A 12,740-nucleotide genomic window follows, 5' to 3' on the forward strand; every position below is an offset into this window, starting at 1 on the left:
GCGCCTCACCAGGCGGTCCCGGCTGCTCCTCATCTTCGTTGCGACTCGTATAGCAAAGCCGTCTGATTAATTTAAGTTGGATTTCCTGATTACAGCGATAAGATGATATTATGACAAACCTGACGCTGAAGCAGTTGCGTTATTTCGAGGCGCTGGCGCGGCACAATCATTTCGGCCGCGCCGCCGATGCCTGCGCGATCTCGCAGCCCGCCATCTCGGTGCAGATCCGGGAGTTGGAGGAAACGCTTGGCACGGCGCTTTTCCAAAGAGGCCCACGCCAGGTCCGGCTGACCAATTTCGGCGAGGAATTCGCCTTGCGCGTCCGCGACATCCTGCGCTCGGTGGACGAGCTGACGGATCTGGCCCGCGCCTCGCGCGACCGGCTGGTGGGACGGTTGCGCATCGGCGTGATCCCGACGATCGCACCCTATCTTCTGCCTGCCATCATCGGCAACCTCGCCCGCATGCATGACGGGCTCGATATCCACGTGCGCGAAACGCAGACGCAGAAGCTGATCCAGGAACTGGCCGACGGCCGGCTCGATGCGGCCATCGTTGCCTTGCCGGTGTCGGAACCCTCGCTGACGGAAATCGTGCTGTTTGCCGAGAACTTCGTGCTGGTCCGGCCCGGCGAGGATGAGGGAAAGCCGGTGCCCAACCGCGAAATGCTGCGCGAGATGCGGCTGCTCCTGCTCGAGGAGGGCCATTGTTTTCGCGATCAGGCGCTGTCGTTCTGCAACATGCATTCGGCACGGCCGCGCGAGTTGCTGGACGGCAGCTCGCTGTCGACCCTGGTGCAGATGGTCGGCGCCGGCGTCGGCGTCACCTTGATCCCCGAAATGGCCGTGCCGGTGGAGACGCGCTCCGCGGCAGTCTCTATCGCCCATTTCGCCAATCCCCAACCGTCGCGGACGATCGGCATGATCTGGCGCAAGACAAGCCCGATCGCCAAACAGCTGCTGCTTATATCCGAAGTGGTTCGCCAGGCGGCCGATGCGTTGCGCGCGCAGCACAATCCGGCATCGGTTGAGTTGAACCTGGCGGCAGCAGCCCAATGAAGGCTGCCCAAGTGACCGGATCTCAGCTTGCCGCCTGGAACCGGCTTTCACCCTTGTTCAGAAAACAGGTCTTGTTGAACAGCGACAGATCCAGAGGGTTCGGTAACCGCACGTCGCTGATATCGGGAACCGGCTTCCTCGCCGGATCGTATGAGCGATCGATCTGCGAGATGAAAACGAGGATCAATCCCCTGTCGCGGGCAAAGGCCTTCAGCGTGCGGACTTGCGCCATCAGGTCGGGTTTTCCCGCTTCTGATCGAGCAGTTGCAGATAGTCTATGACCACCAGCGTGCCGCGCGGCACCGAGCCCAATGCCTTGACGATATAGTCGGCGCTGATGGCGTCGGAATTGTCGAACACGAACCGGTCGTTGAACCGTGCAGGGTCCGCCCCGATGGCGCGAAACCGGTCGAGCACATCTCGTTGCGTATACTCCAGCGTGAAGAACACGCCGCGATGGCCTGATTTCATGGCTTCGATCGCGAGTTCGAGGCTCATCAGCGTCTTGCCGTGGCCGGGTCGCGCACCGACCAGAACCAGGTCGCCGGGCGCCAGTTGCGCAAACAGTACACCGGCAGGTGCCACCTCGGCCGCCTCGGCTGCAAGCAGACTCCAGCTGGCGAAGCCTTCCTGTGCTGCAACACGATCAAGCGCTTCGTGGAGCGGAATTTTGGCCTCGCGGGACAACAGCCTGGCTTGACGCTTCAGATGGTAAACGGGCGCGGACAGCTTCATTGCAAAACCTCCTGGTGCGAGCAGTTTCCGCAATCCCTCCTTATGCCTGGCGCTCGAACAGTCGGTTCGGTGATGAGAGTGCCCTGCATGAACGATGCTTTCCCGGCGGAGGGAGGAGGCGTGGGCTGCGCCAGAATCAGATGATAGCTCAATCCCTGCGTATCGAAAATCGCAGACATTCAAAGATGCGGGGAGCCCGCTGCAAGCCTCGAGCCAGCATCCCGGCGTAGGAGCATTTGCGCGCGTCGATCTCCTTCATGGCTCTTCGTGCGGACTTGCGGAGGGCACGCGTTAACAAAGGGTGCGCTAAACAAGATGTGTTTCGCCTGATAATGCGAGACCCTTTATGATCGATTCCCGGCGGCAACACCGCAAGGAAACGGCTTTGGCAGGAGTTGATCCGGTGCGGTTGAGATTCGTCCCTCTGGGTATCGTCCCGATCCTCAGCCTCCTCGTCGCCGCCATTGCCTTGACGATGTCGGCTCGATCCTTTGCCGCACCATCTGACGTTCCGGCCTGGCTGCAGGCTCACATCGGCAACAGCGACGGCCAGATCTCACAAATTGTCCTCGAACGAGCCCGCGCGCTTTACCGGAAGAAGGTCGCGCAAGGTGCAGTCAAGAACCCCTGCTACTTCGCCATGGATGCGACGCGCCCCAGCGATCTGGGCGATGGCGTTCTGGGGCGCCGCTATTACGTCATCTGCGAAGCCAGCCAGTCGTTTCGCGCGATTTCGTCGGGTCATGGCAGCGGCCGGAATTTGAAAGGCGTTGTCGATTTTTCAAATGGCAGGCGGTGCGCGAAGAATTTCGGCAATGCGATGGATTCGTCGTTGACGGCCGGCGGCGGCTATATGACCAGCGAGGCGAAAACCTCGTTCAAGGGCTATTACCGCACTGCTGCGAAACAGGACGCGGTTTTCCAGCGCACCTTCATCCAGTTCGACGGCGAAGGCGAGGCCGCGAACGCCAGGCAGCGGGTGATCGGCGGCCATGCCGCCCAGGTGCTGCACGGCCTATGCCTGCGCAAAAACCCGAAAAGTTCGCATGCCGACCATGACGGCTTCGTGCCGTTCGGCAAACTGGTCGACTATGCCGGCGGCCGCAGCAATGGCTGCACCAGCTGGTCGCCCTCAGACGCGCGGCAGATCATCACGATGGTCAAGGACAATCCGACGACGCTCTATATCTACCCGGAATCGCACGACATCGCCGCGGTCGCCAACCATTCACAACAGCCGGGCGCCTACTGGAACGTATCCTGCCTGAAGGAAATCGGCACACCTAAATTCTGGCCGCGAAAGACCCTCGAGCCGATCATCGCCCAATACAGGAAGGATCACCCGGCACCGCCGCCGCAGCCGCTGCCGATCTGCGAAGCGTCTTGAAGTCCGCATCGCACCGCCGCGTTGATTAAGACCGTGCCGCTTTATGTTCGGCGGAAAAGGCAAAGTGGCGGAGCGCGCGTGGAGATCGGCCGCCTCATCGAGGCCGGCAAAGTCACCCCCTTCGTGCAAGCCACCTACCCTCTTGGAGAGGTCGCCGAGGCGGAAGAACGGCTGGAAAACGAGCATGTGCGCGGCAGGATCGTATTTGAGGTCGCCGCCTAGCGACGTGGTTGCGTGGATTCCCCCGGACGCAGAGCTGGATCAGGCCGCCGAGCCAATTTTATCAAAAGCTAGCGGCGCGCCGAGGCTGGCGCCCAGCAGGGGCGTCAGTCCCGTAAACGGTTGGCGGCATGATCCTGATGCTGCTCAGTCGCGACCTGCCTGGAGTCCAAACCGCGTTCTTTGGAATGCTGTGCCTTGTCGCGATTGGACAGTACCTTGTTTTCTTCGAGCTTGTCCTTTGGCGTTACGGTCATGGCGCCTGTCCCGGAACCTTTTCCCTGTGAACCCGCTCCAATGTGTTTCTTGCCGCCGTGTGCCATGGCTGCCTCCAATCTATCCAAATGTTTCCAGGATCGGTGCTCATCTAGTCGTCAGGACGGTTTTTGTGATGGACGCTTTCCTGATTTTTGCCGCGAAGGATGTTGCGGTCGTCCGGATCGACGAGGTCCGGTGTGTCGGTCCTCATGTCCGATCCCTTGCGCAGCGCTTCGCGTTCCGCCGCTGATCGTTTCAGATCCGCCTCTGCATCGAAATCCTCGCCCGCGTTCTTTGTGTTTTCCCGCTCTTCAATGATGCGAATTTGTTGATCGTGGGTTTTGCGTCCAGTCATCGTTTCCTCCGGCGTGTTCGTGTTGGCGCTCGAAAGTCACCGGCCGCCTCAAAGGTCGGGTCACGGCGTGTCGAGCCTGCCCTCGTGCTGATAATGGCGAGGTGACGGGATCGTTCCGAAAGGCGTCGAACAAGCTTTTCGCCGGATGGCTCGGTTCGGACCGCCGCTCACGTTGACGCAGGGCTCCGGCTGCCGCCCGCTCTTCTGAATCATGGCGTCTTCGAACGTTCGGCGACCGCCGGACTGGCGCCGGACGCCTTTCCGTCGCGCTCCAGCTCAGCGCAGGAAATCGACCACAGCCTGGATGAACTCTGCCGGATACTCGATGTTCGACAGATGGACCGCGGGCAGCAAGACCAGCTTCGCGCCGGGCACCGCCGCGGCGATCATCTCGCCGTGGCTGGCTGCTGTCACCGTGTCGTGCTGACCGGCGATCACCAGCGTCGGCCGCGGTATCAGTGCTACGGTGCGGCGAAGATCGGCGTCGCGAACCGCTGCGAACAGCCCCGCCAGGCCTTGCCGGTCGATAGCCAGCAGCATGGTGCGAAACTCTTCGACCACGGGCTCGTTGGCGGCAACCATCGACGCGGGGAACCAGTTGCTCAGGAACGTCTCGGCGGTTTCCGACATGTCCGGTGCCTGCCGCACCGCGGCAATCCGCTCGTCGAAATAGCTTGCCGGCGAGAGATGAGACGAGGTGTTGCTCAGGATCAGCCGGTCGATCCGCTCGGGCGCGTGGATGCCGAGCCACTGCGCGACGAACCCGCCGAGTGACAGGCCAAGGAAATGTACGCGTTGCAGGCCGAGCGCATCGAGCAGCTCGATGACGTCGCGTCCAAGCCGGTCGAGCGAATAGGCGCCGACCGGAACGCTCGATCCGCCATGGCCGCGAAAGTCGTAGCGCAGGACACGGAAATGCTTCGACAATTCGCCAACCTGCCTGTCCCACATGTGCAGCGTGGTGCCGATGGAATTCGATAGCACCAGCACCGGCTTGCTTGCCTCGCCGTCGAAGCGGTAGGCGATGCGCGTGCCGTCGCCCGTCGTGACGAAATTCAGCTTGTTCATGATGAAAATTCCTTCTGGAACGTTTGAATGAGGCCAAACGTAGCCGAGGGATAATTTTGTTGATATTACAAAGATGGGACAATCTTTGTAATAAAAACCGACATGACCGAATTTACTCTCCACGACCTTCAATGCTTCGATGCGGTGATTCGCACCGGCGGCTTTCAGCCTGCGGCGGCCGTGCTGCATCGCTCGCATCCGGCGGTGTTCGCTGCCGTCGCCAAGCTGGAGCGACAGCTCGACCTTTGCCTCCTGGACCGCAGCGGCTATCGCGTGCGTGCGACCGAGGCAGGGCTGTCGTTCCACCGCCGAGCGCTATCGCTGCTGCGCGAGCTGGATGGTTTGCGCGTCCATGCCGCCCAGTTGGCGATGGGTGAGGAAAGCGAGATCCACGTGGTGATAGGCGACCTGTGCCCGCGCCCGCATGTGCTGGGCATGCTCGGGCGGTTCTTCGCACAGTGCCCCGGCACCCGCCTGCATCTGCATTTCGAAGCGGTCGGCGGCCCATGGGAGCGTCTATTCGATGACGAAGCCGATCTGATCCTGCACTGGGTCGACAAGGGCGATGCGCGGGTGGAATGGGTCGATCTGTGCAAGGTGTCCTTCATTCCCGTGGTGGCGCCGGGCTTTCTGCCCGAGCGTATCGAGCAGCCGATCACCCTGGACCAGATGCAGGCACTCACCCAATGCGTCATGCGCGACAGCGCCCGCCATTCGCCACAACAAAACTATTCGCTGATCGAAGGCGCGCCGCAATGCCTCGTCGCCGACCAGGGCATGAAGAAGGAGATAATCCTGCAGGGCCTTGGCTGGGGCCACCTGCCCCGCTTCCTGATCGAGGAAGAACTGCATGACGGGCGCCTGCAATCCATTGCCGGCCGCCATCTGCCGGGCCGCACCGACGAACTGGTGGTGGCGCGGCGCCGCGACCGGCCGCATGGGCCGATCGCCAACCGGCTGTGGGATCATATCCAGCAGGAAGCGCCGGCATTGCGCCGTGCATTGTAGCCGAGGAGGTCCGGACAGATACCGACCAACCGGTCGCGAAAGGCGCAAGTGTAAATCGGTCGTTAATGACCGGCCGTGCAATGCTAGGACCTCGGGTCCCGTCCAGCGATCACTTCTTGACATACGCTCCAGGCTGGCGGCCGCTCTTCGGAGCCTTGGCGTCCTTTGAACGCTCCGCGATAGCGGGGCCGGCCCCGGACGTCTTTTCGGTTGCGGCGCTCGGCGTGCCTTGCCTTGGCGGGTTTTGTCCGTCCGACTGGCGGGTTCGGTCTTCCACTTCGCCCACCCGGCGGGTGAGCCCGATGCCGCCGGCGGGCTTCTTGTTGGCGGCCGCATCCTGGGAGAATTCATCGGAAGCGTCGGCATCGGTCTTTGCCGGATATTTCGTCGCACCGGTTTCATAGCGGGTTTCGTTCTCAGTCATGACATCTCTCCAATTGCATGACGGATAAACATCTCAACGGTATCCGAGTTCCAACTCCTGGACTTCCGGACGGATCTGGGTTCCGGGAGCGCCCGGTCGGCCACCCAAGCGACGAGATGAGCAGCACCCTACTGCAGCAGACCCTTGACGATGCCGCTCGCCTTGCCGAAATCCATCTGGCCGGCATATTTCTGCTTCAGTGCGGCAATCACCTTGCCCATGTCCTTCTGGCTGGCCGCACTGGTCGCGGCGATCGCCTCGCGCGCCGCAGCCGTCACCGCCGCATCGTCCAACTGCGTCGGCAGGAAGGTGCGGATGATCTCCATCTCGCCGCGCTCCTGCGCGGCGAGTTCCGGCCGTTTGCCGTCGTCGAAGGCTTTGGCCGATTCCTCGCGCTGCTTCACCATCTTGGCCAGGATCTGCAGGATCTCCTCATCGCTGGCCGGCTCCTTGCCCGAACCGCGATTGGCGATGTCGCGGTCGTGAATGGCCGCTTGGATCAGCCGCAATGTCGGCAGCCGGTGCTTGTCCTGCGCCTTCATCGCGCTCTTCAGGGATTCGGCGATTTTGCCGCGCATGGTACATTCTCCTTCGATCGGCGCGGACAATAGCGCCGGGGGCGAGCCAAGGCAAACCCTGATATGCCGGGGCAAGCCACTGATTTTGCTAGGCGAAATAAAACATGGCGGCATTTCGCATGATCATTGACCGCTCTGCCCCCTTCCCCTATGTACTGGGCCTTGCATGAACGGAAATTTGACTGCGTGGAGGCCGCGAAAATCGCCGCTTCGCGCCGTTTGCCGCGCAGATGGCCCGCCGGGCCGGTTGCAGCGGGCAGCCCGATAGGAGTGCCGCCATGGCCGAGATGACCGCCGCCTCGACGCCCGCCTGGACCACTGAAAAGCCGACCGCCCTTCTGGTGCTGGCCGACGGCACCGTCATCGAAGGTCGCGGCCTCGGCGCCACCGGCTCCGCCGTCGCCGAAGTCTGCTTCAACACGGCGCTGACCGGCTACCAGGAAATCCTCACTGACCCTTCCTATGCCGGCCAGATCGTCACCTTCACCTTCCCGCATATCGGCAACATCGGCACCAATGACGAGGACATCGAGGACCTCAATCCGACCGCCCGCGCCGGCGCCGTTGGCGCCGTGTTCAAGGCCGATGTCACCGACCCGTCCAACTACCGCGCCGGCGCTGGTCTCGACCAATGGCTGAAGAAGCGCGGCATCGTCGCCCTTTCGGGCATCGACACCCGCGCGCTCACCGCGCTGATCCGTGAAAGGGGCATGCCCAACGCCGTCATCGCGCATGCGCCTGATGGCGTGTTCGACCTCGACGATCTGAAGCGCCGCGCCGCCGCATGGTCGGGGCTGATCGGGCTTGACCTCGCCAAGGAAGTCACGTCGGGCCAGTCCTCGGTCTGGCGCGAGACGCCCTGGGTGTGGAACGAAGGCTTTGGCGAGCAGACCGAACCGACAATGCACGTCGTCGCCATCGATTATGGCGTCAAACGCAACATCTTGCGCCTGCTCGCCGGCCTCGGCGCCAAGGTCACGGTGGTGCCGGCCAAGACCGGCGCCGAACAAATCCTTGCCATGCAGCCGGACGGCATTTTTCTCTCCAATGGCCCCGGCGACCCGGAAGCCACCGGTGACTATGCCGTGCCGGTCATCCGGGATCTGTTGAAGACCGACATCCCGGTGTTCGGCATCTGCCTCGGCCACCAGATGCTGGCACTGGCGCTGGGCGGCAAGACCGCCAAGATGCACCAGGGCCATCACGGCGCCAACCATCCGGTCAAGGACCACACCACCGGCAAGGTCGAGATCGTCTCGATGAACCACGGCTTTGCCGTCGATGCCGACTCGCTGCCATCGGGCGTCGAGGAAACCCACGTCTCGCTGTTCGATGGTTCGAACTGCGGCATCACGCTGACCGGCCGGCCGGTGTTCTCGGTCCAGCATCACCCCGAAGCCTCCCCCGGCCCGCAGGATTCGCACTACCTGTTCCGCCGCTTCGTCAATTTGATCCGCGAAAAGCGCGGCGAGGAATTGCTGGCCGAACGGGCCTGATCCTTTGAGGATCGGCTGTTAGCTATAATATCGCTTAACGCAAAGCGATAAATGTGCGATATTATTTGTTGTGAAGACGATCATCCTTTCAGTATCGGCGGCTCGCGATCTCGATAACCTGCCGGCGGATGTCCGCGAGCAGGTTTCCGAAGGTTTGATCACTTACGCCGTCAGCGGTCGTGGAGATGTAAAGCGTCTTGCCGGCCGGAACGGTTATAGACTGCGTATCGGCCGCTACCGCGTCATATTCGACGAAGACCGCACCACGATTCTCGCGATCTACATCGGCAAGCGTGAAACGACGACCTATAGCAGGCCATAGGACAGGACATCATCATGAACGCCCCGCAAATCATCAAGACCTCAACCGGCGAAGAACTGGTCGTCATCCCGAGGGCCGACTACGAGGCATTGCTGCATGCCGCTGAAGAAGCCATGGATGCTGCGGATGTGGCGATCTACGATGAACGGAAGGCCGAGCTCAAAACGGAAAAGCCCCTGCCCGCTGCCGTGACCATGGATATCCTGCGGGGCTCGAGCCGGCTCAAGGCGCTGCGCAATTGGCGCAACCTGACCCAAGCCGATTTGGCGACTGCTATTGGTGTCAGCCAGGGTTTCCTGTCCGACCTCGAATCCAATCGTCGCAAACCATCGCCGCAGACCAGTGCCATGCTGGCAAAGACGCTGGATATCCCCGGCGAATGGATCGAAACCTAGAGCAATCCCGGGAAAAGTGTGAAACGGTTTTCCGTCCGGGAATTGCGTCAAACAAAGACTCTAGTATCTCGTCCTACGCCACCGGCCGGCCTTCGCTGGCTTCCAGGATGGCGAACCATTGCTGGCGGTCGAGGCTGATCTCCAACGCCTTGACCATGGCGGCCAGCCGTTCCGGCTTCATCGAACCCAGCACCGGCACCAATCGGGCCGGATGGCGCAATAGCCAGGCGATCGCGACGGCAGCCAGATCGCCGGCTCCGATCTCGGCGGCCACCGCAGCAAGCGCTGCCCGCACCCGCGCCTCGCGCCCCTCCTTGCCGGTGAACAGCGAGCCGCCCCCGAGCGGCGACCAGATCATCGGCGCATAGGCAAGGCGCTGCGCGTGGTCCAGGCTGCCGTCGGTCAATGCGGCCGTTTTCAGCACCGACATTTCGATCTGGTTGGTGGCGAGGGCGAACGGCAACCGTGAGGCCAGCAGATCGAACTGCGACGGCGTGAAGTTGGAGACGCCGACCGCCCTCACCTTGCCAGATGTGACCAGCTTGGCAAGAGCTGCCGCCGTCTCGTCGGCATCCGTCAGCGGGTCGGGCCGGTGCAGCAGCAACAGGGCGATATAGTCGGTACCGAGATTGGCAAGCGACCGCTCCACCGACGCAACAATATGGCCGCCACCGGTATCGTAGTGCTTCAGCCGGTTGTCCGGCCGGTTTGGCGACTTCAGCATGATATCGCATTTCGAGATCAGCTCGATGCTGTCGCGCTTGCCTTCCCAGCGCGCCAATCCCGCACCGAAGGCCGCTTCCACCTCGTAGTTCCCATAGATGTCGGCATGATCGAAGCTGGTCAGGCCGAGATCGACGGCGGTGCCGATCAGCCGTGCGACCTGATCGGCATCCGGGCGGGCGGCGCTGTCGAGCAGACGCGAGGCGCCGAAGACCAACCGCGACAGCGACAGTCCGTCCCGAGTCAGCGCAATGCGGCTGTGACTCACACCTGCGCTCCATCTTCGGCGACGCCGGCGGTGACATTTGCGCGCGCCGCGGGCCTCGCCACCTTGGTGACGAAGACGATGACCGCCAGCGTCAGAAAACATGCGCCCACCAGATAGGGCGCACCGCCGAAGGTCACCGGCGCGCTTGGCCCGGTGAACCAGGAAAAGATCGCCGTATAGAGCAGCGGCGTGATGATCGAGGTGATCGAGAAGATCGAGGTCATCGCGCCCTGCAACTCGCCCTGCGCCGAAGGCGGCACCTTGGCGGCGGCGAGGCTCCTCAGCGGCGGATCGGCCAGCGCTTCCAGGCAGCCGACGACGATCACCGCATAGATCATCCAGCCTTGCGACGCGAAGGCGTAGCCGAAGGCGCTGGCTGCCGTGAATGTCAGGCCGATGACCGCCGTCTTCCACTCGCCAAGCCTCGGGATCACGCGCGGCAGCACCGTCGCCATGACGATCGCACCGCACAGGCCGAAGGCGCCGAGCGAGAAGCCGATCTGCTGCTCGCTCCAGCCATAGCGATAGCTGGAGACGAACGACCAGACCGCCGGATACATCATGTGCCCGAGCGTCATCAGGAAGAAGACAAGCCCGATCCAGCCGATGCCTTGATATTGGCGCATCTGGAGCAGCGTGCCGACCGGGTTGGCGCGTTTCCACTCGAAGCGGCGGCGATGCTTGTCATCGAGCGTTTCCGGGAGGAAAAACAACGCAATGAGGAAATTCACGAAGGCGAGCCCGGCGGCGAAATAGAACGGCACGCGCGGCCCGAACGTACCGAGCAGCCCGCCCAGAACCGGCCCGATGACGAAGCCGACGCCAAACGCGATACCGAGCAGGCCGAAATTCTTTGCCCGGTTCTCATCGTTCGAAATATCGGCGATGAAGGCTGAAGTCGTCGAATAGCTGGCGCCTGAAATGCCGGCCAGCACACGCCCGATGAACAGCATCGGGTAGGACCAGGCGACCGCGCAGATCAGATTGTCGATGGAGAAGGTCAGCACCGATGCGAGCAGGATCGGCCGCCGTCCGAACCGGTCGCTCAAGCCGCCCATGATCGGCGCGAAGACGAACTGCATCGCCGCATAGACGAAGAACAGCCAGCCGCCTTCGATCGCCGCGCCGCTGATGCTGACGCCGGTCAATTCCCGGAGATAGGCCGGCAGCACCGGCATGATCATGCCGAAGCCGATAATGTCGAGCAGCAGCGTGGTGAAGACGAGCGCAAGGCCCCGTCTGGCGGTTTTGGGGTCGATCATGCAGGATCAAGCTCCTCTGCTCGCCCTCAGGCGCAGGCGGACGCACTTATAGGCGAGCCCGCCGCAAGGAACAATGTGGGAACAGGCTGATTCTATTCATCCTGACACCCCCTGACGGCAACATCGCCGGCAGGTGAAGCTCGAAAACGATCTCGTCAGATCGGCCCACTCAGCGTGTTGCACTCCGACAGCTTGCCGCTCTTGTAACCGCGCGCCAGCCAGGTCTGCCGCTGCTGCGAGGTGCCGTGGTTGAAGCTTTCCGGCACAACATATCCTTGCGTCTTCTTCTGCAGCGTGTCGTCGCCGATCTGCTTGGCGGCGTTCAGCGCGCTCTCCATGTCGCCCTGCTCCAATATGCCTTTCTGCCCGGTGTAATGCGCCCATACGCCGGCAAAGCAGTCGGCCTGAAGCTCGATTCGCACCGACATCTGGTTGGCTTCGACCTCGCCCATGCTTTGCCGCATCTGGTTGAACTTGGACATGATCCCGGTCAGGTTCTGCACGTGGTGGCCGACCTCATGCGCAATCACATAGGCGCGGGCGAATTCGCCCGAGGCGCCGAACTGCTGGTCGAGCTGCTGGAAGAAGGTCATGTCGAGATAGACCTTGTGGTCGCCGGGACAATAGAACGGTCCGGCCGCCGCGGAGGCAAAGCCGCAGGCCGAACGGACCTGGCCGGAAAACAGCACCAGTTTCGGATCCTCGTAGGTTAGGCCCTGAGATTTGAAGATGCCGGACCAGGTGTCCTCGGTCTCGGCCAGCACGGTGGCCACGAACTGCTTCATCTCGTCATTGGCCGGTGTGGCACCGTTGTCCTGTCCGCTGTTGTCGGTGATCTGGCCGCCGCCGCCCGGCAGCAGGCCGCCGTCGCCGCCACCCAGGATCGTCGACGGATCGAAGCCGAAATACCATCCGGCCAGCACCACCAGGATGACGAGGAAGATGCTGCCGCCGCCACCGGTGCGGCCGCCGATCGGAATGCGGAACTGGCCACCGCCGCCGCCGAGTCCGCCACCGCCGCTGTCGCTGCGGTCGTCCTCGATATTGTCACTCTGACGACGGCCCTTCCAGAGCATGGCAACTCCTCGTGCAGCAACTTCCCCGTTGTTCCGGGGCAACAAACAATTATCCCAATGGTTGCGCCAAGTCACAGCATTTTTCGATGGCCTTTTTGGCCATACGGG

At 62.3% G+C, this 12,740-nt stretch carries 15 protein-coding genes and 1 pseudogene; 7 read left to right on the top strand and 9 right to left on the bottom strand.

The window, feature by feature from the left end; genetic code table 11:
- Positions 1-110: 110 nt before the first annotated feature.
- Positions 111-1,058, top strand: a complete 948-nt coding sequence (locus tag NKJ04_RS20950; protein WP_352677284.1) for a hydrogen peroxide-inducible genes activator — start codon at positions 111-113, stop codon at positions 1,056-1,058.
- Positions 1,059-1,080: 22 nt separating this feature from the next.
- Here NKJ04_RS20950 and NKJ04_RS20955 read toward each other — a convergent pair.
- Positions 1,081-1,793 (bottom strand): annotated as a pseudogene (locus tag NKJ04_RS20955) (DNA helicase).
- Between the two features lie 403 nt (positions 1,794-2,196).
- Here NKJ04_RS20955 and NKJ04_RS20960 point away from each other — a divergent pair.
- A complete protein-coding gene (locus tag NKJ04_RS20960) occupies positions 2,197-3,180 on the top strand; it encodes a hypothetical protein (RefSeq protein WP_352677285.1) in 984 nt (327 codons plus the stop codon).
- Between the two features lie 78 nt (positions 3,181-3,258).
- The gene (locus NKJ04_RS20965) at positions 3,259-3,402 is read left to right on the top strand and encodes a zinc-binding dehydrogenase (protein WP_023809679.1); all 144 of its coding nucleotides are present in this window, start codon (positions 3,259-3,261) and stop codon (positions 3,400-3,402) included.
- 104 nt (positions 3,403-3,506) lie between these two features.
- On the opposite strand, the gene NKJ04_RS20970 is transcribed toward NKJ04_RS20965, so the two are convergent.
- The 3 genes from NKJ04_RS20970 to pcaD all read right to left on the bottom strand — a co-directional run bounded on the left by NKJ04_RS20970 (position 3,507) and on the right by pcaD (position 5,080).
- Positions 3,507-3,722 (bottom strand): hypothetical protein, encoded by a 216-nt coding sequence (locus tag NKJ04_RS20970; RefSeq protein WP_127297496.1) that lies wholly within the window; start codon positions 3,720-3,722, stop codon positions 3,507-3,509.
- A 44-nt stretch (positions 3,723-3,766) separates the two neighbouring features.
- Entirely contained in the window at positions 3,767-4,012 is a 246-nt protein-coding gene (locus NKJ04_RS20975) for a hypothetical protein (protein ID WP_127297497.1), read from the bottom strand.
- A gap of 276 nt (positions 4,013-4,288) precedes the next feature.
- A complete protein-coding gene (pcaD, locus tag NKJ04_RS20980) occupies positions 4,289-5,080 on the bottom strand; it encodes a 3-oxoadipate enol-lactonase (RefSeq protein WP_352677286.1) in 792 nt (263 codons plus the stop codon).
- 102 nt (positions 5,081-5,182) lie between these two features.
- Between pcaD and NKJ04_RS20985 the strand changes: the two genes are divergently transcribed.
- Complete coding sequence (locus NKJ04_RS20985; protein ID WP_352555725.1) at positions 5,183-6,088, top strand: LysR family transcriptional regulator; 906 nt, start codon at positions 5,183-5,185, stop codon at positions 6,086-6,088.
- Between the two features lie 109 nt (positions 6,089-6,197).
- On the opposite strand, the gene NKJ04_RS20990 is transcribed toward NKJ04_RS20985, so the two are convergent.
- The gene (locus NKJ04_RS20990; protein ID WP_352555724.1) at positions 6,198-6,512 is read right to left on the bottom strand and encodes a hypothetical protein; all 315 of its coding nucleotides are present in this window, start codon (positions 6,510-6,512) and stop codon (positions 6,198-6,200) included.
- 128 nt (positions 6,513-6,640) lie between these two features.
- On the bottom strand, positions 6,641-7,090 hold the full coding sequence (locus NKJ04_RS20995; RefSeq protein ID WP_023809684.1) for a GatB/YqeY domain-containing protein: 450 nt from the start codon (positions 7,088-7,090) through the stop codon (positions 6,641-6,643).
- Positions 7,091-7,368: 278 nt separating this feature from the next.
- On the opposite strand from NKJ04_RS20995, the gene carA reads away from it, so the two are divergent.
- The 3 genes from carA to NKJ04_RS21010 all read left to right on the top strand — a co-directional run bounded on the left by carA (position 7,369) and on the right by NKJ04_RS21010 (position 9,303).
- Entirely contained in the window at positions 7,369-8,586 is a 1,218-nt protein-coding gene (gene carA / locus NKJ04_RS21000) for a glutamine-hydrolyzing carbamoyl-phosphate synthase small subunit (RefSeq protein ID WP_352677287.1), read from the top strand.
- A gap of 70 nt (positions 8,587-8,656) precedes the next feature.
- Positions 8,657-8,908: a type II toxin-antitoxin system RelE family toxin gene (locus NKJ04_RS21005; protein ID WP_023809686.1), complete on the top strand. Its 252-nt coding sequence runs from the start codon at positions 8,657-8,659 to the stop codon at positions 8,906-8,908.
- Positions 8,909-8,922: 14 nt separating this feature from the next.
- Entirely contained in the window at positions 8,923-9,303 is a 381-nt protein-coding gene (locus NKJ04_RS21010; RefSeq protein WP_023809687.1) for a helix-turn-helix domain-containing protein, read from the top strand.
- A gap of 73 nt (positions 9,304-9,376) precedes the next feature.
- Here the strand turns inward: NKJ04_RS21010 and NKJ04_RS21015 are convergent, their stop codons facing one another.
- The 3 genes from NKJ04_RS21015 to ypfJ all read right to left on the bottom strand — a co-directional run bounded on the left by NKJ04_RS21015 (position 9,377) and on the right by ypfJ (position 12,632).
- Positions 9,377-10,294: an aldo/keto reductase gene (locus NKJ04_RS21015; protein ID WP_352677288.1), complete on the bottom strand. Its 918-nt coding sequence runs from the start codon at positions 10,292-10,294 to the stop codon at positions 9,377-9,379.
- Positions 10,291-11,556 (bottom strand): TCR/Tet family MFS transporter, encoded by a 1,266-nt coding sequence (locus NKJ04_RS21020; RefSeq protein WP_352677289.1) that lies wholly within the window; start codon positions 11,554-11,556, stop codon positions 10,291-10,293. The genes NKJ04_RS21015 and NKJ04_RS21020 overlap by 4 nt, the downstream gene beginning before the upstream one ends.
- 155 nt (positions 11,557-11,711) lie before the next feature.
- Positions 11,712-12,632 carry a KPN_02809 family neutral zinc metallopeptidase gene (gene ypfJ / locus NKJ04_RS21025; protein WP_352556107.1) on the bottom strand — a complete coding sequence of 307 codons (921 nt, stop codon included), beginning with the start codon at positions 12,630-12,632 and terminating at the stop codon, positions 11,712-11,714.
- Between the last annotated feature and the right edge of the window lie 108 nt (positions 12,633-12,740).

Origin of the sequence: Mesorhizobium sp. M0618 (genome assembly GCF_040320765.1) — a bacterium.
In the GTDB taxonomy this organism is placed as follows: domain Bacteria; phylum Pseudomonadota; class Alphaproteobacteria; order Rhizobiales; family Rhizobiaceae; genus Mesorhizobium.

Bases quoted from the DNA above. Each gene is read 5' to 3' on its own strand.
- NKJ04_RS20950 (WP_352677284.1), top strand. From the start codon at position 111: ATGACAAACCTGACGCTGAAGCAGTTGCGTTATTTCGAGGCGCTGGCG.
- NKJ04_RS20970 (WP_127297496.1), bottom strand. From the start codon at position 3,722: ATGGCACACGGCGGCAAGAAACACATTGGAGCGGGTTCACAGGGAAAA.
- NKJ04_RS20975 (WP_127297497.1), bottom strand. From the start codon at position 4,012: ATGACTGGACGCAAAACCCACGATCAACAAATTCGCATCATTGAAGAG.
- pcaD (WP_352677286.1), bottom strand. From the start codon at position 5,080: ATGAACAAGCTGAATTTCGTCACGACGGGCGACGGCACGCGCATCGCC.
- NKJ04_RS20985 (WP_352555725.1), top strand. From the start codon at position 5,183: ATGACCGAATTTACTCTCCACGACCTTCAATGCTTCGATGCGGTGATT.
- NKJ04_RS20990 (WP_352555724.1), bottom strand. From the start codon at position 6,512: ATGACTGAGAACGAAACCCGCTATGAAACCGGTGCGACGAAATATCCG.
- NKJ04_RS20995 (WP_023809684.1), bottom strand. From the start codon at position 7,090: ATGCGCGGCAAAATCGCCGAATCCCTGAAGAGCGCGATGAAGGCGCAG.
- carA (WP_352677287.1), top strand. From the start codon at position 7,369: ATGGCCGAGATGACCGCCGCCTCGACGCCCGCCTGGACCACTGAAAAG.
- NKJ04_RS21010 (WP_023809687.1), top strand. From the start codon at position 8,923: ATGAACGCCCCGCAAATCATCAAGACCTCAACCGGCGAAGAACTGGTC.
- NKJ04_RS21020 (WP_352677289.1), bottom strand. From the start codon at position 11,556: ATGATCGACCCCAAAACCGCCAGACGGGGCCTTGCGCTCGTCTTCACC.
- ypfJ (WP_352556107.1), bottom strand. From the start codon at position 12,632: ATGCTCTGGAAGGGCCGTCGTCAGAGTGACAATATCGAGGACGACCGC.